The organism is bacterium (assembly GCA_019695305.1).
Lineage (GTDB): Bacteria > UBA10199 > UBA10199 > UBA10199 > JAIBAG01 > JAIBAG01.
Window position 1 is genome coordinate 18,133 of sequence record JAIBAG010000004.1, and the last position, 22,866, is coordinate 40,998.

The 22,866-nt window shown below is 41.6% G+C and carries 21 protein-coding genes; 20 read left to right on the top strand and 1 reads right to left on the bottom strand.

What is annotated here, in order from left to right; all coding sequences use genetic code 11:
- Nucleotides 1-4: 4 nt before the first annotated feature.
- The 3 genes from K1X76_03115 (at nt 5) to K1X76_03125 (ending at nt 2,136) form a co-directional block, all read left to right on the top strand.
- Complete coding sequence (locus tag K1X76_03115) at nt 5-394, top strand: hypothetical protein (GenBank protein MBX7148050.1); 390 nt, start codon at nt 5-7, stop codon at nt 392-394.
- A gap of 3 nt (nt 395-397) precedes the next feature.
- Nucleotides 398-1,690, top strand: coding sequence for a hypothetical protein (locus K1X76_03120; GenBank protein ID MBX7148051.1), 1,293 nt, complete (start codon nt 398-400; stop codon nt 1,688-1,690).
- Between the two features lie 128 nt (nt 1,691-1,818).
- On the top strand, nt 1,819-2,136 hold the full coding sequence (locus tag K1X76_03125) for a hypothetical protein (GenBank protein MBX7148052.1): 318 nt from the start codon (nt 1,819-1,821) through the stop codon (nt 2,134-2,136).
- A 54-nt stretch (nt 2,137-2,190) separates the two neighbouring features.
- Here K1X76_03125 and K1X76_03130 read toward each other — a convergent pair whose 3' ends face one another.
- The gene (locus K1X76_03130) at nt 2,191-3,774 is read right to left on the bottom strand and encodes a PAS domain-containing protein (protein ID MBX7148053.1); all 1,584 of its coding nucleotides are present in this window, start codon (nt 3,772-3,774) and stop codon (nt 2,191-2,193) included.
- Between the two features lie 470 nt (nt 3,775-4,244).
- Here K1X76_03130 and K1X76_03135 point away from each other — a divergent pair, with 470 nt between their 5' ends.
- From K1X76_03135 to K1X76_03215, 17 genes are all read left to right on the top strand, one after another.
- Nucleotides 4,245-4,910 (top strand): PilZ domain-containing protein, encoded by a 666-nt coding sequence (locus tag K1X76_03135; protein MBX7148054.1) that lies wholly within the window; start codon nt 4,245-4,247, stop codon nt 4,908-4,910.
- Between the two features lie 80 nt (nt 4,911-4,990).
- Complete coding sequence (locus tag K1X76_03140; GenBank protein ID MBX7148055.1) at nt 4,991-5,659, top strand: PilZ domain-containing protein; 669 nt, start codon at nt 4,991-4,993, stop codon at nt 5,657-5,659.
- Nucleotides 5,660-5,702: 43 nt separating this feature from the next.
- Nucleotides 5,703-6,290, top strand: a complete 588-nt coding sequence (locus K1X76_03145) for a riboflavin synthase (GenBank protein ID MBX7148056.1) — start codon at nt 5,703-5,705, stop codon at nt 6,288-6,290.
- A 104-nt stretch (nt 6,291-6,394) separates the two neighbouring features.
- Nucleotides 6,395-7,594, top strand: coding sequence for a bifunctional 3,4-dihydroxy-2-butanone-4-phosphate synthase/GTP cyclohydrolase II (locus K1X76_03150; GenBank protein ID MBX7148057.1), 1,200 nt, complete (start codon nt 6,395-6,397; stop codon nt 7,592-7,594).
- Between the two features lie 88 nt (nt 7,595-7,682).
- Nucleotides 7,683-8,483 carry a phosphatidate cytidylyltransferase gene (locus tag K1X76_03155; GenBank protein ID MBX7148058.1) on the top strand — a complete coding sequence of 267 codons (801 nt, stop codon included), beginning with the start codon at nt 7,683-7,685 and terminating at the stop codon, nt 8,481-8,483.
- A gap of 72 nt (nt 8,484-8,555) precedes the next feature.
- Complete coding sequence (locus K1X76_03160; protein MBX7148059.1) at nt 8,556-9,713, top strand: 1-deoxy-D-xylulose-5-phosphate reductoisomerase; 1,158 nt, start codon at nt 8,556-8,558, stop codon at nt 9,711-9,713.
- A gap of 172 nt (nt 9,714-9,885) precedes the next feature.
- Nucleotides 9,886-11,277: an RIP metalloprotease RseP gene (rseP, locus tag K1X76_03165; protein MBX7148060.1), complete on the top strand. Its 1,392-nt coding sequence runs from the start codon at nt 9,886-9,888 to the stop codon at nt 11,275-11,277.
- Nucleotides 11,278-11,294: 17 nt separating this feature from the next.
- On the top strand, nt 11,295-11,969 hold the full coding sequence (gene tsaB, locus K1X76_03170; protein MBX7148061.1) for a tRNA (adenosine(37)-N6)-threonylcarbamoyltransferase complex dimerization subunit type 1 TsaB: 675 nt from the start codon (nt 11,295-11,297) through the stop codon (nt 11,967-11,969).
- A 100-nt stretch (nt 11,970-12,069) separates the two neighbouring features.
- A complete protein-coding gene (ilvN, locus tag K1X76_03175) occupies nt 12,070-12,546 on the top strand; it encodes an acetolactate synthase small subunit (protein ID MBX7148062.1) in 477 nt (158 codons plus the stop codon).
- Nucleotides 12,547-12,566: 20 nt separating this feature from the next.
- The gene (locus tag K1X76_03180; protein MBX7148063.1) at nt 12,567-13,184 is read left to right on the top strand and encodes a phosphatidylserine decarboxylase family protein; all 618 of its coding nucleotides are present in this window, start codon (nt 12,567-12,569) and stop codon (nt 13,182-13,184) included.
- A gap of 7 nt (nt 13,185-13,191) precedes the next feature.
- Complete coding sequence (pssA, locus tag K1X76_03185; GenBank protein MBX7148064.1) at nt 13,192-14,040, top strand: CDP-diacylglycerol--serine O-phosphatidyltransferase; 849 nt, start codon at nt 13,192-13,194, stop codon at nt 14,038-14,040.
- Nucleotides 14,041-14,044: 4 nt separating this feature from the next.
- Nucleotides 14,045-15,589 carry a 2-isopropylmalate synthase gene (locus tag K1X76_03190; GenBank protein MBX7148065.1) on the top strand — a complete coding sequence of 515 codons (1,545 nt, stop codon included), beginning with the start codon at nt 14,045-14,047 and terminating at the stop codon, nt 15,587-15,589.
- A gap of 369 nt (nt 15,590-15,958) precedes the next feature.
- Nucleotides 15,959-17,038 (top strand): 3-isopropylmalate dehydrogenase, encoded by a 1,080-nt coding sequence (leuB, locus tag K1X76_03195; protein MBX7148066.1) that lies wholly within the window; start codon nt 15,959-15,961, stop codon nt 17,036-17,038.
- A gap of 100 nt (nt 17,039-17,138) precedes the next feature.
- Nucleotides 17,139-18,155, top strand: coding sequence for an aspartate-semialdehyde dehydrogenase (locus tag K1X76_03200; protein MBX7148067.1), 1,017 nt, complete (start codon nt 17,139-17,141; stop codon nt 18,153-18,155).
- A 6-nt stretch (nt 18,156-18,161) separates the two neighbouring features.
- The gene (locus tag K1X76_03205; GenBank protein ID MBX7148068.1) at nt 18,162-20,786 is read left to right on the top strand and encodes a hypothetical protein; all 2,625 of its coding nucleotides are present in this window, start codon (nt 18,162-18,164) and stop codon (nt 20,784-20,786) included.
- The gene (truA, locus tag K1X76_03210; protein MBX7148069.1) at nt 20,786-21,595 is read left to right on the top strand and encodes a tRNA pseudouridine(38-40) synthase TruA; all 810 of its coding nucleotides are present in this window, start codon (nt 20,786-20,788) and stop codon (nt 21,593-21,595) included. The genes K1X76_03205 and truA overlap by 1 nt, the downstream gene beginning before the upstream one ends.
- Nucleotides 21,596-21,730: 135 nt before the next feature.
- Complete coding sequence (locus K1X76_03215; GenBank protein ID MBX7148070.1) at nt 21,731-22,852, top strand: ATP-binding protein; 1,122 nt, start codon at nt 21,731-21,733, stop codon at nt 22,850-22,852.
- Nucleotides 22,853-22,866: the final 14 nt, after the last annotated feature.

Below are 22,866 nucleotides of genomic sequence, written 5' to 3' on the forward strand. Positions count from 1 at the left end.
CCCCATGGATTCTCCCCAAATGTCGGCTCAGCCCATGTACGCTCCTGTTCCTGTTAAAAAGTCATCAGGTTGTTTCCCTTTTACCTGTGGTTGTTTTTTGGGGATGGTGTTTATGCTTATGATTATTGCCGGAGGGATAAGCGTTGCCGGTTATTTTGCAGGGCAATATGTAAACCGGCACTTAGCAAGTTTTTACGAATCTCAGATACGCGAGGTTATTAAAGAAGCCCCGCTTCCTCAAAGCCAGAAGCAAAAGCTTATTCAGCAAATGGATGTTTTGGTAAAAGAATTTCCCAATATGTCGCTTTCTCAAAAGCAGGAAGCATTTGAAAAATTATTTAAGGAAATAGGATTTATGCCCGCCGATACTTCATCGGCTCCTTTTGAAAACTAGATCATGCGTACTTTTTTTAAGGGATTTTGTGTTGTAGCTTGTTTAACTTGTTCTTTTTTTGCAGCTCAGGCAGAAGATCATTCCCCTACAGTACCGGCTAAAGAGTCTGATGCATTGCCGGCCCAAAAAACACCCCAAAGCTCTTTGACTAAAACCGAGGAAAAGTCTGCTGAAAAAATTTCTGAAAAAACAGGAGAACCTCTAGCTCAAAAAGAGCTTGTTTCTCCGGCTGCTTTGCCTGCTAAAAAATATTCCTATTCGGCGGGCAATATTATTTGGGGAGGCACCATTTTTGATTGGGAAAGTGATACGCCCCCGGGGTTTAAGTTGCAGTGGTTAGAGACTTCTATTGCCTCTACCGAAAATATTGATCGCTCCAATTTTTCAAGGTTTGATCCTGTATTTATGGTGATACAAAATTTTGTGGCCACCATCACCAGTAAAATTAGTCTTTTTAACGATTTAAAACTTATTCTCAAAAAACCGGAAGCCCTGCCTTCACTGTATGATGCTAATGTTTTATCTCAGGCAGTGATTTACGACGACACCACCTTTAAGGTGTTGACCGGCAAAAAAAGTATGTCGTCACTAGCGGGGCATAAAAGAGGAGAGTTGGCAGTATTGGATCTAACAAAGTTTGATCAGATTTTTGGCGATTGGGAAAACAATCCGGATATTCGTTACTATGTATTGTTGCAAGGGATTGAGCTTGAGGGGCCTCCCACAGGGTTAAGTCCTCACGAATTAAATGTTGCGATTGGGTTAGATGCTCCTACGCCGCAAAACGGTAAGCTTTACTTGTGGTATGAATCGCATTTCGGCGATGTTACAAAAAGTACGTCCTATAACATGGTGCTTGATTTTATGGTAATTGGTATTGATACCCGTGCCTGGCGTGCTTCTCTATTTGAAGTGGGCAATGTGGGTGAAATGCGCGTTCCTATTGAATGGCACTTGGTTAGTTTGAAACAATTGTTTACTGCCGTTACATCGTATGGTTACTCGTATACGCTGCCTCAAGGAATAAAAGATGCAACCTTTAAGATGGATATGTTGGGTGGCATTGCTATTCCTACCGATTTGGAGGGTAAAAAAGTAGTGCTTACAGTGAGTGGTGGTTTTAAAGGATATTTACAAGGTACAAGTAAGGTGGAATTGCCGCCCAATCGTTATAAAGGAGTCTTGTTTTATTGTAAAAACGATCAGATTTGCCGTGTTAAACATGATGTTTTGAAATTATCGGGTTCTAGTGGGCAGCTCAAAACACAGCATTTAACGCAAGTATTACCAGAATAAGGGTAAAAAAACACCCAATCGTCATATATTTGTCATATTAATCAATAAGTTAAATGTTGATATGAGTATTCTATTTTGTTACTCTTAAAGCATAACAAACATTGGGGTAATACTATAACGAGGTTAATATGCAGGATCAATTTGAAGAATCGTCCACAACTGTTTTTCCCGTTCACATGTTTAAGGTGTCGCGTGAATGGATTGATATTCTTTTTACCGAAATTAAAAAGAATGTGATGACCAAGGCAATTTCGCATCAATGTTCTAACGAGTTTTTGGCTTTGCTCAATGAAATGAGTTTATCCATTACAAATGATGCAAAAGTAAATGTTTGCTTTGGCGCCACGTCTCCTCTTAATGCAAGCAATTTATCTACAGTTGCTTCTCCTGAGCCTTCTTCCGAATCTGTGCCCGAAGCTCCTAAAGAAGAAACGCCTCCAGCGTAATAACTTGAGGTTGTTTGCTTAAATTTTATTTGGGATTTATTCAGATCTTATTTCTTAGTGTATTAGTTCTGCGCTTTCCATTTCTGAAGTGTGCTGTTCGGTTTGAAAGTAAAAGACATAAATCATATTGTTAGGATTACCGTTTGAGTAAACGGCTGCATTAGTTTGAGAATGGGCAAAGTTTTGAGCCCATTTTGCATTTACGGCCTTAAGCGTTCCCTTAGTTAGTTCAAAATTAGTCATTGAGTTTGAGATCATGATAACTTTGTAATCGCCGGCAAGATTATTTTTACTGTTGGGTTCAATGGTAATATAGCAAGTTTCAATATGGAGTGATTGGTGAGACGATCTGTCTAAAATATCACTTGCAGCATGGCTTAATGCCAAGTTGAAGGAATCGATATTCAGCAATTCATCACCGGTAGTAATGTCAAACCGGGTGCGGGCTGTAATAATTTGTCCGCAGGTTGCTAAAAAATGTTCTAACCATTTAGTAACAGCCCTGTTCATTTCCACCAGTGGCAGCTCTTTTCCGTTCATATTTTCCATTTCCAGTAATTTTTTTTGCATTTTTTCATTTTCATTTCTAAAGCGCACATTAGATGCGTTTAGTTTTTCAATGGCTTTCATGTATTTGAGCTCAGATTCATTTTTAGGCAGGGCTTTGGGTGGTTTAAGAACTAGGTATACATACTTAAGCTTGTCGTTTTCTTTGTAGGTGTATGGTTCTATAATCCATGGATAGGTTTGTCCTGTTTTTCTTACTAGCTCACATTGAATTTCATTCCCTTTTTCATAGTTATGAGCCTGTTCCAAAATTTCGGGGTTGGTTGTTCTTAAGATGGTAGTGATAGGTTTGGATTGAAGTTCTTCCGGAGTATAACCAAGTAATTTGGCAGCCTTTGTTCCAATTTGGCTAATGCGCAAATCTCGTCTTAAGATAACCGAATTTGCGAGTACCTGATTATTTAAAAAATTTACAATATTTCCTTGTGATTCCCCTTCCAAAAGTTTTTCACCTGTATCGATGAGCGATTGTTGTATGAATTTGATTTCGTTAAGTCCGGTAGCTTTTTTATATTTTTCCGACCATTTGCCCTGTTTAATGTTGTTTGAAATGCTTTGAAGATTAAGAAGTGGATTAAAAAGTTTTTTATGCAGGATGATAGGTATGGCTAAAAAGATAATGCCAAAAGAAAGGCTCCATAGGAGATCGTATTTTTTTGTTAGATTATTGTGTTCAAGAGCGCTTTCGGCTGTTTCGTGCTGTTCTTTTTCAATAATGTCTATAATGGCGCTTATTCCTTCGCGCAGGTTTTTTTCTAGGCCAAGAACTTTGTTAGATAATTTATTTAATCGCTCTATTTCTTCTGGATCTGTTTCGTTTTTGTCATCTCCCGTTTTTTTGTAATAAGCCAGTTCCAGTAAGTAGGGATGGTAAGAATTGAAGGTTTGTTCCAGGCTTGTTAGTGGTTTTTCAAGTTTTTTATCTTCAAAGTGAACGAGTGTTTCAAATGTGTGCTTAAAACTTTCGATCTGTTCTTGTGTGTAGCTAAAAAATTCTTTTTTGCTTGTTGGAACATGCTCATCCAGTAGGTTGGGAAGAGTAAGGTTTTGGAAGGTGGTGTTTAAATCCATGCCCACCTTGTAGTGTTGGTTGACGTTTTCGAGGCTGTGATCAATATGAGTAAACCAAGTATGTTTCCAATAGGTAAACCCTCCTAGGCCTAGTGCCAGAGAGAAAAATAATAAAAAATACCACTTTGAAGACGACCCCTTCTTCATATTCGTAAGTCCTTGAAACCTATAGTTTTAAAGTATGGAACGGACAAAAAAATTTTATTAATTTTGTGCCTCTAATTAAACAAAAAAATATTGTAAATTAACAACCTATGAATAAATAAGGTTATTTTTTACCTATATTTATGGGGCTTGGGAGGCTTTTTTTTTAATTTAGCGAGCGCATATTGTAAATATCTGTAATTATTATATTAATTATAAAAACGATTAAATGACACTAAAAAAACACTGGCATTTTTATGGCTCCTTTTATATGCCATGATTGGATAATAAATTATCCAATTGGACAATTTATAAAAGGAGCTATTATGTCGGAAAATTTTTTAAGCCAGATTGATTTAAAGAAGCCGCTTTATTTTAATGTAGGTGATTATCGCGGTGCTGTTCAAATTAGACGCATAAAAGATGATGTGCTGTGGGTAGATGACAAGGACGAATTACGCTTAATGCCTAAAATGGAATGTTTTGTGGTAGCTCAGAACGATAAAGGTATTGTTACCTTTGTGGCTGAACGATTAAACAAAAAAACAGATGCCGATTTGCTGGATGTGGCGCCCCTTAAGGCTTTACCGCAAAGTTACCAGCTTGTAAATCGTCGCGAATTTGTTCGTGTTCGCCATGTGGGGCCGCATCAGTTACATATTTATGATTCTATTAATAACGTAGTTCCGGCTCGATTAATTAATTTGAGCGCTTCGGGGGCTAAAATTAATATTAAGGGTAAAGCAAACCTAGACGGTTTTTATCAGCTTCAATTTACCAGCAATTGGTTAAAGAAAATTGATATAGAAGCCCCTTTTAAGGTGGTTCATGTTGAGAATGAGCCAGATAATAGCCAAAGTCTGGGTATTATTTTCTTAAAAAATATCGAAAAACAAATGCAGCAAGGCTTTAGTGATACCAAACAGCAAGAAATTGTGCGTTGGATGAATCACCTCCTTATTGAAAGCCGCCGTAAGGAAATAAATGAGTAATTCTTGACTTTTTAGCCCCCCATCAATAACAGTCAAAAAAGTGTCTCTGGGTGCAGTGTTCTATTATTGAAGGGAAGGGTATGTCTCAAAATTTTCTAGCCGATCGAGATTTAAAAAAAACAGGCCTGTATTTTCATATTGGTGATTATAATGGCACAGTTCAAATACGACGCGTAGAAGACGATGTTTTGTGGGTAGATTATCTTTCGGAACTTTTTTTACAAGAACAGCTTGAATGCTTTATTGTAGCTAAAAACGATAGGGGTATTATCCGCTTTGTGGCGCAAGTGATGATTGAAGACGCGCAAGAATCGGGACGTCTTGATGTGGTAGGATTAAAGGTTGTGCCCGGTAGCAATAAACTGGTTAACCGTCGTGAGTTTGTACGTGTAGAAAAGGTTGGCCCTCACGCCATTAAAGTTTACGATCAAGAAAAACGTCCTGTACCGGCCAAGCTTGTTAATTTAAGTGCTTCGGGTGCCCGAGTTGAAATTGAAGGGCGAGCCTCTATGGATGGTTTTTACCATATGGAGTTTGAAAGCGAATGGCTCAAACAAATTAATTTTCAAACGGCTTTTAAAGTAATCCATATTAATAAAAACCAAGAGAGCCAAAACGACGAGTTGGGTGTTATATTTCTAAAAAGTGTGGAACAAAAAATTGGAAGCCCGTTTGGTGATGCCAAACAGGAAGAATTAGTACGCTGGATTAACCAAGTATTAATTGAAGCACGTCGCAAAGAGGCCTGAGTCCCACATTGACTTTAGCCTCATCCCACGTTAAACCCTACCCATGTTTACCGGACTGGTGGAGTGTTCTGCAAAAATCGTTGATATTATTAAGATATCTGACGGTGCACGCTTGGTGATAAAGCCCAAAATACCTCTTAAAAAGGTGGTTTTGGGTGAAAGTGTGGCCATTGATGGTTGCTGCCTTACCGTTATTAAAAAAGGCGCAACTCTTACCTTTGATGTTTCTGATGAATCTATCCGGCAAACTAAGATTAAAACATATCAAAAAGGGACGATGGTTAATTTGGAGCGGGCCATGCGAGCGGGCGATCGTTTGGGGGGCCATTTTGTATTGGGGCATGTGGATGGAGTTGGAAAAATTACCAGCATAAAACGTAACGATACTTCTCTTGAAATAACGCTTGAAGCCCCGGCCGGTGTAAGCGAGTATCTCATCCCGAAAGGATCGGTTACTATTGATGGGATTAGTCTCACGGTTTCGGGACTCAAAAAAAATAAATTTAAAGTTTATATTATTCCGCATACGGAAAAAATCACCAATTTAGGAGAGAGAAAGGTTGGTGACTTGGTGAATATGGAAGCCGACATGTTGGGGAAATATGTAAGAGGGCTTATCGCTTATCGCTGATCGTTTGTCGCAAGAGAAAAAAAGTTTTGCTCTTTAAGAGCGATTTGCGATCTGCGATAAGCGATACACGAATTATGGAAAAAGAATTTAAAAAACTAGATGAAATATATACCCGCGTAGAAGCTGCTATTGCCGATATTAAAAATGGCAAAATTGTGGTGGTGGTGGATGATGAAGGGCGTGAGAATGAAGGCGATTTAATTATGGCTGCGCAATTTGCAACACCTGAGGCTATCAATTTTATGGCCAAGTATGGCCGTGGTTTAATTTGTTTATCGCTTACCGAAGAAAAAGTAAAAGAGCTTCAGTTGCCCATGATGGTGAATAAAAACGAAAGCCCACATCAAACGGGCTTTACGGTTTCTATTGAAGCACGGGAAGGTGTTACCACAGGAATCTCTGCGCAAGACCGCTCGCATACCATTCAAACTGCTATTAAAGACGGGGCCTTGCCGTCCGATTTAGTAAGCCCCGGACATATTTTTCCACTGCGCGCGCGTGATGGCGGTGTACTTGTGCGCACAGGGCATACCGAAGCCTCGGTGGATCTTTCTCGTCTGGCCGGGCTTAATCCTTCGGCTGTTATCTGTGAAATTTTAAAAGAAGATGGCACCATGGCGCGGCTGCCTGATTTGGAGAAATTTGCAAAAGATCACAGATTAAAAATTATTAGCGTGGCCGATATTGTGCATTATCGCACGCGTTATCAAACGCTCGTGCACCTCGAAGCCGAGTCGCCTTTGCCTACCGATTTTGGTACCTTTAACATGCGAGTGTATGCCAATGATGTAAACGATTATCATCATATCATTCTTTCCATGGGTGAGATTAAGCCCGATGAACCTACGCTAGTGCGTGTGCACTCCGAATGTTTAACCGGTGATATTTTTGGATCACTGCGTTGTGATTGTGGCCCGCAGCTGCATGCAGCACTCCGCATGGTGGCCGAAGCAGGCAAGGGGGCTGTGCTTTACATCCGCCAGGAAGGCCGCGGGATTGGGCTTGTGAATAAAATCAAAGCCTACAATTTACAGGATCAGGGTTTAGATACGGTTGAAGCCAATCAAAAATTAGGTTTTAAACCCGATTTGCGCGAGTACGGTATTGGCGCGCAAATTCTTGTGGCGCAAGGATTGGGAAAAATTAAACTGATGACTAATAATCCTAAAAAAATTGTGGGATTGGGTGGTTATGGTTTAGAAGTGGTGGAGCGTGTAGCGATTGAAGTAAAAGCCTCCGACCATAATGGGAAATATCTTAAAACCAAGAAAGACAAAATGGGGCATCTGTTGAGTAAGATTTAAGAAGTGGATAGTGGGTAGTGGATGGTGGATGGAGAAGAAATTAATTCTTTCTATTCACTATTCACCATTCACTATTCACTGTAGTTGAATGAAACGTTGGATTTACGGAATTCCACTCGCTCTTGTTGTTATTCTCATGCTGGTTTATGCACCGCCTTTTGTGGTTCAGCTGGTAATTGTGGGTGTAGCCATGATTGGGATGTCGGAATTTTTGCGATTAGTTTTCCCCTCACGTGAAGGGTTCTTTTTTATTGCCTCTATTCTTTACGCTGGGCTTTTAACAGCCGGACTTATCTTTTTAAACGTGAATTTTGTTTTACCATTGGTTGTACTCACTGTGATGAGTGCGTTTATTTCACGTTTTTCCGGGGACGACGATTTTGATGTAAAACTGAATACAGCGGCCTTGCTTGTTTTTGGTTTTTTCTACACGGCAGGGTTATTTGCGGTTTGGGGTTTAATTTGTGCATTACCACAGTGGCATTTTTGGATTTTTATTATGCTGGTGTGTACTTTTGCCTCCGATACGGGGGCATTTTTAACAGGGCATGCTATAGGCAAACATAAACTGGCGCCTAAAATATCGCCGGGTAAAAGTATTGAGGGCTATATTGGGGGTGCTGTATTTAGTGTGATGGGTGCTTTTGTGGTGCGTTATTTGTTATGGCCCGATTTTTCTCCCATTGTTTTAACGCTTCTCGCTCTTATGCTGGGCTTGTGGGGGCCGCTGGGTGATTTGAGCGAGTCGCTTATTAAGCGCGCTGTTGGTGCTAAAGATTCTGGAACACTTATTCCTGGCCATGGTGGACTTTTAGATCGTGTGGATGCTGTTTTGTTTAATGGCCCTGTGGTGTATTTGTTTGCTCTTCTTTTTTCCCCTCCTTTGTAAGGAGGGTTGAGGGGAGGTAGAGGTTCTGTGCACTCTCTACCCCTCCTGGCCTCTCCTTACAAAGGGGAGGAAATGAATATGACAAAAAAGATTTCCATTTTAGGTTCTACCGGGTCCATCGGTGTACAAACACTCGATATTGTGGATCGTCATCCCGATAAATTTCAAATTGTGGCACTTTCCTGCGGCAATAATGTGGATGTGGTGGCGGGACAAATTAAAAAATTTAAACCGCAACTCGTGTCGGTAGCTACTGATGCCGCGGCCCAAAAACTTAAACAACAATTAAATGGTTTATCTTGCTCTATAATGGTGGGTGCAGAAGGCGCTGTAGAAGTAGCGTCACATCCTGATGCACATGTGGTGATTTCGTCTATAGTCGGCGCAGCGGGCCTGATGCCTACACTCGCAGCCCTTCGCCAGGGTAAAACGGTGGGGCTTGCCAATAAAGAAAGCATGGTGATTGCAGGCCAGATGATGAGTGACGTGGCTAAAAAACATGGGGCAACTATATTGCCTGTTGATAGCGAGCACTCGGCTATTTTTCAATGCCTGCAAGGGCAGTCTGTTGAGGACGTAAAACGAATTATTCTTACCGCTTCTGGTGGACCTTTTTTACATAAATCTTTATCCGATTTTAAATCCATCACAGTAAAAGATGCCCTAAAGCATCCTAACTGGGATATGGGTGCTAAAATTACGATCGACTCGGCCAGTATGATGAACAAAGGGCTCGAAGTCATGGAAGCACGTTGGTTATTTAACATGCCCACCTCTAAAATTGGTGTTGTTGTGCATCCACAAAGTATTATTCACTCCATGGTAGAATATAACGACGGCTCGGTGTTAGCCCAGATGGGGAATCCGGATATGCGCGTGCCCATTGCGTATGCCTTAAGCTACCCGCGCCGCATTGAAACGGGGACGACGCCGTTGGATTTACCAAAATTGTCGCAACTTACTTTTTTTGAGCCCGATCTTGTACGTTTTCCCTCATTAAAACTGGCCTTTGACGTTGCTGAAAAAGCTGATACTTATCCGGCGGTTCTTAATGCCGCAAACGAAATTGCGGTGGATGCGTTTTTAAAAGAGAAAATAGGTTTTGTAGATATTCCAAAAATTGTAGAGAATACTCTTTTGGCCCATAAGGCTTGTAAGCTGACGTCGCTGGATGTGGTGGTGGAGAGTGATCGTTGGGCGCGGGAGTGTGCTGGCAGGATGGTGGTGTGACGGGCTTGATGCTTTTTTATTTTTTAAGAACATGAGGTCTTTTGTGAGAAGGCGAACCCTTGATCAAGAGCATGTTCTTAAAAAATAAAAAAGCATCAAGCCCGCTTCACCTGTTTTGGGTGCTGGAGATTGAGAGAAGAGTTTAAAGAGATTTAAGATTGGAGAAAAAACAATGATGACCATTTTATCGTTTATTGTAGCCCTAGGAATTTTAGTATTGGTACATGAGTGGGGGCATTTTATTGTGGCTCGTAAATCGGGCATAAGAGTAGAACAGTTTTCAATTGGTTTTGGGCCCAAACTGTTTAGCATTACACGTGGGGGTTGTGAGTATAAAATTTCACTCTTGCCTCTTGGGGGATTTGTTAAATTATATGGTGAAGACCCCGTTGCCGAAGCTGAAGGTGATGATGCTAAAGCTCAGGCCATTGCCAACTCGCCGGATGCTTTTAGTGCTAAACCCTTGTGGGCTCGTTTAGCCACTGTTTTTGCTGGCCCTACCATGAATTTATTGTTGTCACTTTTATTCATTCCTATTGTGTTTATGATTGGCCGTCATATTCCGGCCGTTTTGGAAGAAGCTCCTTTAGTGTACGGTGTAAAAGCCAATTCTCCTGCCGAAAAAGCAGGACTTAAAAAAGGTGATAAAATTCTTTTGGCCAATAAAGAAGAAATGCACACCTGGGGTGATTTATTAAACTTTATTATTATTCACCCCGATGATGCAGTTACTCTTACTTACGAACGCAACAATCAAAAAAATGAAGTTATACTTAATTTGGTGAATGCGCCCGATACTAAACAAAAAATGGGCTATGCCGGTATTGAACCCCAGTATTTTGTGGGTAACGAACCTATTGTGGGCAGTGTGAGTGCAAATGGGCCTGCAGGCAAAGCAGGAATTAAAGATAAAGACGAAATTGTGTCGCTTAATGGCAAACCAGTGGAAACTTGGGAAGCTTTGGTAGAAAGCATTCGTGCCAGCGATGGCAGTGCCTTAACGGTGGTGTATAAACGTGGCGATGTTACCGGAGAAACATCCATTGTTCCCGAATACAATACCGACATGAAGGCCTTTATGGTGGGTATTGGAAAATATCAGGATCCCAACATGTTTATTAAAAAACGTTATCCGTTTTTTCAGGCCATTCGAGAAGGTTTTAAAGAATTTTCCAAACTTATGGGTCTTACTTTTGATGTGTTGGGCCGTCTTTTTACCTTTCAGCTCTCATACAAATCCCTTGGTGGTCCGTTGCAAATTGCGCAAGCTACTGGCGAAGCCGCTAAAACCGGTTTTTCGGAATTTTTATATTTTATGGCGTTTTTAAGCATGCAGCTAGGCGTGATGAATCTTTTACCCATTCCTGTTTTGGATGGAGGGCATGTGTTGTTTATGGGAATTGAAGGACTGCGTGGACGTCCGTTGTCGCTTAAGGTGCGTAACTTTTTTACATCGATGGGGCTGGTGCTGTTGTTAAGCCTTATGGTTCTTATTACATTTAACGATATCGATCGCATTTGGAGCTTTTCTAACATGATTGCTAAAATTAAAGGGCTTTTTTAGGAAGTGAAGGGTGAAGAGTGAAGGGTGAAGGGTTATTTCCGTTATTAGTAGTTGAGTCGTCATCCAAGATACTCAGTGCGGCTCTTTTTAAGAGTGCTGAAGATTACGATCAAATCATTTCCTTACCGGATGATGTAGCGCATTCTCAAAAATTATTGCCGCTTATCGACTCACTTCTTCGCAAACATGCGCTCACTCATCAAAACATTGAGTCGGTGGGTTTAACATATGGCCCTGGTGCGTACACAAGTTTGCGTGTGGGGGCGGCAACGTTATTAGGTTTGGCTAAAATGCGGCAGCTACCGGTTTATGCCGCTTCTAGTTTAGCCTCTTTATGTAAAGGTATAGAGCAAAACCAAGCTACGCTTATTCCCGTTTATTTGGCTGGTAGAGGCCGTTACTATGCGGGTGTATATCAGAAAACCGGAAACAAAATTATATCGCTAGTAGATGACCAGGTTTATAACCAGAATGATTTATTGGAACTTCTTGATTCTCAGTCCAAAGAGGCTTTTTTAATTGGTCCTGGAGTGAACGGATTAAATGAGGCTAAGGTCTCCCTGCATCATGCCACAGTCGATGTGATGCCGCAGGCTTTATATGTAGCTAAAATGATTCTTGATTCCGGTATAAAACCCACCACTATTCATGAGTTTAAACTCCAGTATCTTCAGCCCCCAGATTTTGGCTAAGCCCTCCCTTGACACACCCCTCTAAAAGGGCTAAACCCCTGTAAACACAGTTTTTTCTTGGCCGTGTGGTTAAACGGCCTTTATTTTTTTGAAAGGGAATATGAAGCATACGATATCAGTTTTAGTTGAAAACGAATTTGGCGTGTTAACCCGTGTTGCGGGTTTATTTTCGGGCCGTGGTTTTAACATTCAAAGCTTAACGGTAGCCGAAACACTTGATCCGGCGTTATCGCGCATGACACTTGTGACTACCGGTGACGATGCGATGCTGGAACAAATTACCAAACAGCTCAATAAACTGGTGAACATCATTAAGGTAACCGATCTTGTAGCCGAAAAAGCTATTTGCCGGATGTATGCCCTCCTTAAAGTGAATATTAGCGTTAAAACACGCACTGATGTTCTAAAAACCGTTGAGATGATTGGTGGCGAAATTTTGGATGTAGATGCAAAGAGCGCTACTGTTGAAGTGCGTGGTGATGAACCTAAAATCCAATCGGCTTTAAATTTACTCAAACCTTTTGGCATTATTGAATTTGTTCAGTCGGGTGCAATAGCCATGGAGCGCTCCAAGTGAGAGTACAAAATCATCATCGCATAGCGCCCGAAGGCTATCCGTTCATCACCATAGCCATTGGTTTAATGCTGGCTGGATACTTTATACATCCGCTTACCGAAATTATTTTGGTACCGCTTTTTATTTGGGTGGTGAGCTTTTTTAGAAATCCGGCGCGTGAGGTGCCTCAGGATCCAAACGCCATTATTTGCCCTGCCGATGGCACGGTTATTTTTATTGGTGAAGTGGACGAACACCGTTTTTTAAAACGTAAGGTAAAAAAGGTGAGTATTTTTATGTCACCTTTTAACGTGCATGTAAACCGTGTGCCCGTTGACGGTACAATTACGCAAGTGAGTTACAATAAAGGGAAATATTTTGCTGCGTACGCTGAAAAAGCATCACTTGATAACGAACAAAATGCACTTGTTGTTAAAAGTGTAAAAGGCTTTGAAGTTTTATTCATTCAGATTGCCGGATTTTTAGCGCGCCGTATTGTAAGCTATGCGCAAGTAGGTGATTCTTACAAGAAGGGCGATATTTTTGGACTCATTCGTTTTGGATCGCGCATGGATGTGTATATGCCTGTAGAAGCCGATATCCAAATTAAAATGGATCAAAAGGTTAAAGCCGGAGAAACAATTTTAGCACAGCTATAACAAAAACATGAAACATGAAGGATTAAAAAAAGGAATTTATCTTTTGCCAAATTTATTTACCACGGCCAATTTGTTCTGTGGTTATTTTGCCATTGTGCGTTCTATTCATGGTGATTTTTTAAGCGCGGCATGGATGATTATTTTGGCCGGTTTTTTTGATTTTATGGATGGCCGTGTTGCGCGCATGACCAATGCGCAGAGCGAATTTGGCTTGGAATATGATTCGCTGGTAGATTTAACTACTTTTGGTGTGGCCACGTCTTTGCTTATGTACAACTGGACGCTGAAAGATTACGGCAAGTTGGGATGGGCTGCCGCTTTTATTCATACTGCTTGTTGTGCTTTGCGCTTGGCGCGTTTTAACACGCAGGCAGGGAGTGTAGAAAAGAAGGCATTTCAAGGCTTGCCAACTCCTGCATCTGCCGGCTTTTGTGTAAGCTATATTATTTTTAGCGATAGTCTGTTTGGTGGGGCAGCACGTCCTGGTATTGCGGCTCCACTCATGATGTTTTTTTTAGCGGTGCTGATGGTAAGTAATGTGCCTTATCGCAGTTTTAAAGTTCTTGATAAAAAGAAGAGAGTGAATTTTTTTCTGCTCTTTCTCATAGTTGCTTTTATTGTTGTGCTGGCATCGGCACCGCAGGTGATGTTTTTTATTTTTGGTATTTTTTATGTGAGTATGGGTCTTTTAGAAATGCTACTCCGTTCCCCGGAAAAAATAAGAAACTTTAAAGATTTTATGGTGAAATTTTTCCAGGCCGATCCCGATCAACTGATGATGGAAGATGATGAGACCGAAATTACAAACCGTACGGCGCTTAAAGCTGTGAACGGCGAAAAAGATTTGAAAGATTGATGTTATGAAGAAGAATTATATTAAAATTTTTGATACAACATTGCGCGATGGCGAGCAATCGCCCGGCTGCAGCATGAATTTGGAAGAAAAATTGCGCATGGCGCACCAATTGGCGCGTCTCAATGTAGATATTATTGAAGCGGGTTTCCCCATTGCCAGCCAGGGCGATTTTGAAGCTGTGGCCTGTTTAGCCAAAGAAGTAAAAGGACCAACTATTGCAGGATTGGCTCGGGCCAATAAAATGGATATCGAACGCTGTTTTGAAGCCATTAAACATGCCAAAAAACCGCGCATTCATACCTTTATTTCAAGCTCCGATATTCATTTAAAATATCAGCTTAAAAAAACACGCGAACAGGTTTTGGAAGATGCGGCTCAAGCTGTGCGTTTTGCTAAATCGTTTTGTGACGACGTAGAATTTTCGGCCATGGATGCAACCAGAAGTGATCGTGCTTATTTGGCGCAGATGTTTGAAATTGCGATAGCCGAAGGCGCTAAAACCGTGAATGTACCGGATACGGTGGGCTATACTATCCCATCCGAATATTTTGATCTCATCTCCTACTTGATGAAAAATGTAAAAGGGATCGATAAGGTAGACGTGAGTGTGCACTGCCATAACGATTTGGGTTTGGCCGTGGCCAACTCGCTGGCGGCTATTCAGGCGGGTGCCACACAGGTAGAATGTACGGTTAATGGCATTGGCGAACGCGCCGGGAATTGCAGCATGGAAGAAGTAGTGATGACTTTGTCTGTTCGCAACGATTTAATGAAATTTGAAACCGGGATCGATAAAAAGCAAATTTACCCATCCTCGCGTTTACTTTCTACCATCACTGGTATTTCGGTGCAGCCCAATAAGGCCATTGTAGGCGAAAATGCCTTTGCTCATGAGAGTGGGATTCATCAAGACGGAGTTTTAAAGCATCAAAATACGTACGAAATTATGACGCCCGAATCGGTGGGTATCCCGCGTAATAAACTGGTGTTGGGTAAACATTCGGGGCGCCATGCGTTCCGCGATCGTTTAAGCGGTCTTGGTTTTAGTTTAAGCGAAACCGAAATCGATAAGGCCTTTAAGTCTTTTAAAGATTTGGCTGATAAAAAGAAGAATGTGTACGATGAAGATATCATGGCCATTGTTGAAGGCGGCTTAGATGAAAAAACGCAAAAATATGAACTGGATTATGTTCATGTGGAAAGTGGCACCGCAATTAGCCCCAAATCGACGGTAAAAATGAAAGTGGACGGCGAAGCTAGAGAATCAACCCAAAGCGGCTCCGGCCCGGTGGATGCTACTTTTATGGCTATTCGTACCATTTCTAAATTTGAAGGCACGCTCGATAAATATGTGGTGAATGCCATTACCGGTGGCACCGATGCACAGGGTGAAGTGGTGGTGACTCTCACCGATAACGGAAAAACCGTGCGTGGTAATGGTGCGCATACCGATATTATTGTGGCCTCAGCGATGGCTTATATTCAGGCTTTAAATCGTCTTGAGTTTTATCAAGTGAAGTCGGTGACGTATACGTCTCCCTCTCTATAGTAGCTCATGATTTGTCATTCCTGCAAAAAAAATGCGGAAGTGCCATTGCCTGTAGGGCGCAAGGAAGAATGCCCGCATTGCCGGAATGATTTGCATGTTTGCTATAATTGCAAACATTATGATCGCAGTTCTTATAATGAGTGCCGCGAAACACAGGCGGATAGGGTATTAGAAAAAGACCGGTCCAATTTTTGTGATTTTTTCGCTATACCGGATCCAGCTTCTCTAAAACAAGGGGCGAGCGGATTAACAGAGGCCGAAATCGCAAAAAAGAAGCTGGAAGAATTATTTAAGAAGAGGTAACCCCCTCCCGTCCTCCCCCTTACTTTAAGTGGGAGGGGCGTAGAAAGTGAGTTACTTTTAAATATTATGAAAACATACAATATCGCCGTACTCCCTGGTGATGGGATTGGCCCTGAGGTAACGGCTGAGGCCGTTAAAGTTTTAAAAGTTATCGAAAAAACGAGTGATATCCGTTTTAATTTTGAAGAAGCCCCCGTGGGTGGTGCCGGATACGATGCTACCGGGCATCCTTTGCCGCAGAAAACGCTCGATTTAGCCAAGAATTCAGATTCCGTTTTGCTCGGCGCCGTGGGTGGCCCCAAATGGGAACCTCTCGATTATTCAGTTCGTCCCGAACGCGCATTGCTCGGTTTGCGTGCCGAACTTGGATTATTTGCCAATTTAAGACCCGCCGTTATTTTTGATGCGTTGGTGGATGCTTCCACCTTAAAACGCGAAGTGGTGGAAGGTATCGATATGATGGTGGTACGCGAACTGACCGGCGGTATCTATTTTGGAAAACCCCGTGGCGTAGAAAAACTGCCCAACGGTGAAGAAAAAGGGATTAATACCGAAGTGTACACCACGCACGAAGTTGAACGCATTGCGAAAGTGGCTTTTGAATTGGCCCGTAAACGTCGTGGTAAAGTGATGTCTGTCGATAAAGCGAATGTGCTCGAAGCTACCGAAATGTGGCGCAATGTGGTGACCCGTACTCATAAGGATTATCAGGACGTAGAGCTCTCGCACATGTATGTGGATAATTGTGCCATGCAGCTTATCCGTAACCCCAAGCAATTTGACGTGGTAGTCACCACTAATTTGTTTGGTGATATTTTGAGTGATGAAGCTTCCATGTTGACGGGCTCTATCGGCATGTTGCCTTCGGCCTCTCTGGGGCAGGGCACACGCGGGATGTACGAACCTGTGCACGGTTCGGCTCCTGATATTGCGGGTAAAGGATTGGCTAATCCCATTGCCACTATTTTATCGGCGGCGATGATGCTGACTTACTCGTTTAACCAGGGTGCCATTGCTAAAAAGATAGAAAAAGCCGTGGAAGATGTGTTGAACGAAGGTTACAGAACAGCCGACATTTATGTTGCAGGAACTAAAAAAGTAGGAACCCAGGAAATGGGTGAATTAATTGTTAAGAAACTACAGTAACCCACCTCTGTCTCCTCCCTTAATTTAAGGGAGGAGGACTATCTCAGCCCCTCCCACTTAAATTAAGGGGGAGGACGGGAGGGGGTTACTCTTTAATTTTATGCAGAAGAAAGAAAAATATAACATTGCGATAGCCGGTGCCACAGGCGCTGTGGGTGTAGAACTTTTAAAAGTGTTAGAAAAAAGAAAGTTTCCCGTTGGTGAACTAAAATTACTCGCCTCCAGCCGTTCGGTGGGTAAAAAAATGATGTTTCAGGGAAAAGCCTGGCCCGTTTTAGAATTAAAAGCCGACTCCTTTGAAGGGGTGGATATAGCTCTCTTTTCGGCCGGCGGCGATAGAAGCAAGGAATTTGCCGATGCGGCTGTTAAAGCTGGGGCTGTGGTGGTGGATAATTCCAGCGCTTTCCGTATGGACCCCGAAGTGCCTCTTGTGGTGCCCGAAATTAACCCGGAAGATATTAAAAAACACAAAGGCATTATTGCTAACCCCAATTGCACCACCATTATTGCGGGTATGGCTGTGTGGCCCATTCATAAATTGTCTCGCGTGAAACGTATGGTGGTGGCGACTTACCAGGCTGTGTCCGGTGCTGGTGCTAAAGCCATCGACGAGTTAGAAAACCAAACCAAAGAATATTTGGCTGGTGGTAAGATTACCAAAAATATTTTTAAGCATCCTATTGCCTTTAATCTTTTTTCGCACGATTCGGCCATTGGCCCCGAAGGCTATTCGCAGGAAGAAATGAAAGTGGTGAAGGAAACCCGCAAGATTTTTCATGATGATTCAATCCTAGTAAGCCCAACATCGGTACGTGTGCCTGTATTCCGTGCTCATGCCGAAGCGATCCACTTGGAACTGGAAAAGCCACTCTCTTTAGATGAAGTGAATGCCGCTTTATCCAAGATGCCCGGGGTTAAAGTTATTGATGACCGGGAGAAAAACTATTTTCCAATGCCTGTTGAAGTATCGGGTCAGGATGATGTATATGTAGGAAGAGTTCGCAGTGATTTGGGCCTTAAAAATGGCATCAATCTTTTTGTAGTTGGCGATCAAATTTTAAAAGGTGCGGCTTTAAATGCTGTGCAGATTGCCGAAAAACTGATTGAATATGCTTAATTCATAATGATGAGAAAAATATCCATTTTAGGGTTTTTCTTTTTTCTTTATTCTACATTGTTACATGCAGCGCCTCTTACCGAACGCTTGCCAGCAAGTGAAGGGGCTCCTTTAAGCGTTTTTAATACACAAATCTCAAAACTTATAGTTCCTCTTACCGGTGATTTTGCGAATCGCTATATTATAGGCTCATCTGGCAAACAAATTACTATTATTGATACCGAAACCTGGAGCGAAATTAGCGAACAGCCTGCTGAGTTTGATGAGAATATTGAAAGTATTACGCTTTTGGGGGATGGTAATACACTTTTAGTCACGTTAGGTGATGGTAATTTAGCACAGGTGCTTTTAGATGATATTGAAAACGAAAATGACGATGTGGAGGCTGCTTCCGATGATGATGCCGATACTATTACCGATCCACGCGTTATTGAAATATCAAGTCTTTTGCAAAGTTCTAATATTAGTAAAGTTGTTGCCGATGTCGATTCTGCCGATAGCGTGGTGTATTTTATCGATTCCAGTTCGGGCTTTTTGTATTCATACGATATTGATGAAGAGGAATTGTTATCATTTGAGCTCGTTTCCGATATTGATATTACCGATTCTTTCACCCCTAACGATTTAATATTTACCGATGGTAGTGGCGGTCAAAAAGTTTTTGTTGCTGCACAAGATGGCAAGGTGTTGGTTCTTGATGCTGGGGGCAGTACGGTAAGAATACTTGATGTACCAGTTACCGATGACGACGATGATACGGAGCCAGACTTAACAACTTTAGCGGCTACTCCCGATGGTGATTTTGTATACATACTTGATAATACTAACGATGCTATTTGGGTATTAGACACTTCATCCGAAGAATTTGTGGATCAACTGACTGGTGGAGAAACTGTTGATCCCATTCGTTTTGAAAGCGACGAAAATTCCACATTAAGCGATTTATGGGTAGCTGATGTTTTAAATCCTACTTCTACTTATCTTTTTATTTCTGGTGTTGATGGCATTTCGGTTGTGGATGCTTCTGTTCCCGATTCTATTTCAGGGGTTTTTCCCATTGTTGATATGGATGATGCTACGGCCGATGTTTTTGATCCTATATCTCTTGATAGTTTGCCTGGAGCTTTAGTTGCTTCAAGTGACACCGACGGTTATTTATATTCGTCTAACGGCGACGCCACTCTTTCGATTATTTCCGATAATCCATTTGTAACTATAGACGACGCTAGCCCTATTACGGTTACCGAAGCTGAACCTACATTTACTCTTACTTTTCAAACCGATGAAACGGGAACCTACGATGTAAAGGTTAATTCTGATATTACGTCAAGTTCGGGTACTGTGTTGCTTGAAGATCAAAGTGCTGATACAGCCGATAGCGATTTAACTACCTCAACAATTGATATTAGCCTTTTTGATCGTGCTGTTTTTGAAGAGGGTACAAATAGAGTGTTTATTTTTGTGACTGATGGTGATGGGAATGTTGGCCGAGATGCGGTGGATATTACGGTAGATCGTCCTCCCGGAGAAGTAACCATTACCGGTACCAGTTTTGGTAATCACAAGGTTTATGTAAGCTTTACCGCCCTTACCGATAACGATATTAGTGTTTATACTTTGTATGCCAAAGAAGCCGAGTCACAGACCGATCCTAGCTGCCCGGGTACTCTGGATTTTACCACAGCACCGGATGGTACCGGAACCGTAAGTGGTAGTTGCAGCGGCAGTTGTGAAGGCACAATTAGCGGGCTGACTAACAATGTGTATTATTGTGTGGCCATGGACGCTACCGATAACAGTTCGCAAACGGGAGTTCTTTCTACCTTTAGCGAAGCTGCCCGTCCCGAACTAACGGTTGGAGCAGCCGGGTTGTTGGGAGAAACAGGATGTTCTTTAAATGAAGGGAAACCCAAGGTTTCATATTCATTTTTTGCAATGCTTTTTGTTTGGATAACATTATTATTAACAAATAGAGCAAAAAAAATAGCGTTTATTGTTCTGTTTTTTCTTTTATCTTCTACAGTGAACGCTCAGGAAATTTCTAAAGATATCGAAATTGCAAAGCCCGAAAAAAAATATTTTAGTTTTGAGCTTAAAGGTGCGCTTACTTTTCCTAGCAATGAAGTGGTTAAAGATATTTATGGAAACTGCTGTAATTTTAGCGGCGAGGTAGAGTTTGGGTATTTGTATAAATCTAAACTCAATATTACTGTTGCTGCGGGTGCTGGCTATTTATCGGGTACGGCTGTAGGGGCTACCACCGGTACGCCATCTGGCGATTCGGCGGGACTGTTACTTATTCCTATCCGAAACAATATCATTTTTCGCTTCGATTTTATGAAAGATCAAATTGTAGTTCCCTATGTAGGAGTTGGTGGTGATTATGTGATTTTTAGAGAGAGTGTAGCCGGTGATTCTATTAAGGGAGTTAAAGTAGGTTTTCACGGTTTAGGCGGTGTTGCGGTGCTGCTCAACAAGTTTGAAGATATAGGCTCCGATTTACGCGATAGCGGCATTGACGACATGTATCTTACCTTTGAGGGGCGCTATAACAAAATTGATAGTTTTAAATCAACAGGTTTAGATCTTTCGGGTTTTGCCGTATACATTGGCTTTCTCATGACTTTCTAATGCGCATTCAAATTACCTTACAATATAAAGGAACAAACTACATTGGCTGGCAAACGCAAAATGTGGCGGTGAGTGTTCAGCAGGTTTTGGAAAAAACACTTGGTAAAATTTTAAATCAAAAAATCCATGTGGCAGGCAGTGGGCGCACCGATAGCGGGGTGCATGCTTTTTGGCAAACGGCCCATTTTGATTTGCCGGACGATTGTAAAATTCCCCTCCATAAAATTCACCATGGGCTTACGTCATTACTTCCGCCCGATATTGGCATTATTAGTCTTAAACAAGTAAATGAAAAATTTCATGCGCAGTTTGATGTAAAAAAGAAAACATATCGTTATTTAATTTTTAATTCGTGGATTCCCAGCCCTTTTTTAGACGACATGGCCTGGCGCATTCCATATGCGCTCGACGTGGCCAAAATGAAAAAGGCCGCTGCCATGCTCAAAGGTGAACATGATTTTAGTGCTTTTTGTGCGGCCGATAGCACAGCTAAAAGCAAGGTGAGGCGCATTTTTTCGGTAACAATTAAAACACAAAAAGATTTTTTATTTTTTCATTTTGAACGGATCAAAAAGCAAAAAATAGATTATTTAAAAAACAAACCCTGCCAATTGATTGTTATGGATGTGTGCGGAAAAGGATTTTTAAAACAAATGGTGCGCACCATTGCGGGGAGTTTAGTGGATGTCGGAAAAGGGAAAATGACTTTGATTGAATTTAAAGCCTTGCTTAAACACGGAGACCGCAAAAAAGCCGGCCGTACGGCACCTGCCAAGGGGTTGGGAGTGATGGGAGTTGGGTATAGATGAATATGGCGGCTATTTAAAAGTTTGACTTTTAATTGACCGGACTTATAAAATAGTGCAATATTATCAAGTATGTATAAAAGAGATATTACATAGTATATCGAAAAAAACAGTGGTAATTACCCAGTTTTAACGGTTGTGGGGCCTCGGCAGTCGGGCAAATCTACCTTGGTTCGTCACCTGTTTCCTGCTTATCAATACGTTTCTCTCGAAACTCCCGATGATCGTAGATTAGCCTTGGAAGACCCCCGTGGTTTTTTTAGCCGCTATTCAGGTTCTCTTATTATTGATGAAGTGCAACGTGTTCCCGATCTTTTATCGTATATCCAAACATTTGTGGATGAGCCGGGTTTTAAAGATCATTATGTGTTAACGGGTTCTCATCAGTTATTGCTCATGGAAAAAATCACGCAGTCGCTCGCCGGCCGCACTCTTATTGTAAAGCTTTTGCCTTTTTCCAGTCACGAAATTAGCGAAGGAAATGAAAGTAAAAAATCCATCGATGAGAGGATGTATGAAGGCGGTTATCCGCGTATTTTTGACAAACATCTTTCCCCTCAGCAATGGCTGGAAGGGTATTATCAAACCTATGTTGAAAGAGATGTACGAGAGCTGATTAAAATTGATCAGCTCACTTTGTTTGAGCGATTCATGTCTCTTTGTTCGGCCAGGGTTGGTCAATTGATTAATTACTCGTCGCTCGCAACCGATGTGGGTGTATCGGCTCCCACTGTTAAATCGTGGCTATCGATGATGGAAGCTGGTTTTATTTGTTTTTCACTTGCCCCCTACTATAAAAACCTCGGAAAACGAGTGGTGAAATCTCCAAAACTTTATTTTTATGACACTGGCCTGTTGTGTTATATGCTAAAAATTCGTACTCCGCAAGATTTGGTCAGTCACGCATTGCGCGGTTTTATTTATGAAAATTGGGTGATTGTGGAAGTGATGAAAAATTATTTTAACAGAGGATTTTCTTCCCCCATTTATTTTTGGCGCGATGTTCATGGCCATGAAGTAGATTTAATTATTGATAAGGGAGAAAACTTGTACCCGATTGAAATCAAGTCCTCTCAAACCATGCATTCCAGTTTTTTTAAGGATCTGGAATATTTTGACGGACTAAAAAATCAAAAAGTTACCGGAATAAAAGGGACTTGTATGTATGGTGGGCTCGATTCGTATGAATATAAAAGTTTTAAATTATGTTCGTGGAATGAATTCAAAAAGAAAATTCCAGATTTGGGAACAGAATTATAAAGCCGGCCGCACCG

What these genes read in the sequence shown, in the direction of transcription:
- K1X76_03205 (MBX7148068.1), top strand. Translation starts at nt 18,162, where the DNA reads ATGATGAGAAAAATATCCATTTTAGGGTTTTTCTTTTTTCTTTATTCT.
- K1X76_03130 (MBX7148053.1), bottom strand. Translation starts at nt 3,774, where the DNA reads ATGGATTTAAACACCACCTTCCAAAACCTTACTCTTCCCAACCTACTG.
- K1X76_03160 (MBX7148059.1), top strand. Translation starts at nt 8,556, where the DNA reads ATGAATATGACAAAAAAGATTTCCATTTTAGGTTCTACCGGGTCCATC.
- K1X76_03115 (MBX7148050.1), top strand. Translation starts at nt 5, where the DNA reads ATGGATTCTCCCCAAATGTCGGCTCAGCCCATGTACGCTCCTGTTCCT.
- K1X76_03200 (MBX7148067.1), top strand. Translation starts at nt 17,139, where the DNA reads ATGCAGAAGAAAGAAAAATATAACATTGCGATAGCCGGTGCCACAGGC.
- ilvN (MBX7148062.1), top strand. Translation starts at nt 12,070, where the DNA reads ATGAAGCATACGATATCAGTTTTAGTTGAAAACGAATTTGGCGTGTTA.
- leuB (MBX7148066.1), top strand. Translation starts at nt 15,959, where the DNA reads ATGAAAACATACAATATCGCCGTACTCCCTGGTGATGGGATTGGCCCT.
- K1X76_03155 (MBX7148058.1), top strand. Translation starts at nt 7,683, where the DNA reads ATGAAACGTTGGATTTACGGAATTCCACTCGCTCTTGTTGTTATTCTC.
- pssA (MBX7148064.1), top strand. Translation starts at nt 13,192, where the DNA reads ATGAAACATGAAGGATTAAAAAAAGGAATTTATCTTTTGCCAAATTTA.
- K1X76_03145 (MBX7148056.1), top strand. Translation starts at nt 5,703, where the DNA reads ATGTTTACCGGACTGGTGGAGTGTTCTGCAAAAATCGTTGATATTATT.
- rseP (MBX7148060.1), top strand. Translation starts at nt 9,886, where the DNA reads ATGATGACCATTTTATCGTTTATTGTAGCCCTAGGAATTTTAGTATTG.
- K1X76_03125 (MBX7148052.1), top strand. Translation starts at nt 1,819, where the DNA reads ATGCAGGATCAATTTGAAGAATCGTCCACAACTGTTTTTCCCGTTCAC.
- truA (MBX7148069.1), top strand. Translation starts at nt 20,786, where the DNA reads ATGCGCATTCAAATTACCTTACAATATAAAGGAACAAACTACATTGGC.
- K1X76_03190 (MBX7148065.1), top strand. Translation starts at nt 14,045, where the DNA reads ATGAAGAAGAATTATATTAAAATTTTTGATACAACATTGCGCGATGGC.
- K1X76_03140 (MBX7148055.1), top strand. Translation starts at nt 4,991, where the DNA reads ATGTCTCAAAATTTTCTAGCCGATCGAGATTTAAAAAAAACAGGCCTG.
- K1X76_03135 (MBX7148054.1), top strand. Translation starts at nt 4,245, where the DNA reads ATGTCGGAAAATTTTTTAAGCCAGATTGATTTAAAGAAGCCGCTTTAT.
- K1X76_03120 (MBX7148051.1), top strand. Translation starts at nt 398, where the DNA reads ATGCGTACTTTTTTTAAGGGATTTTGTGTTGTAGCTTGTTTAACTTGT.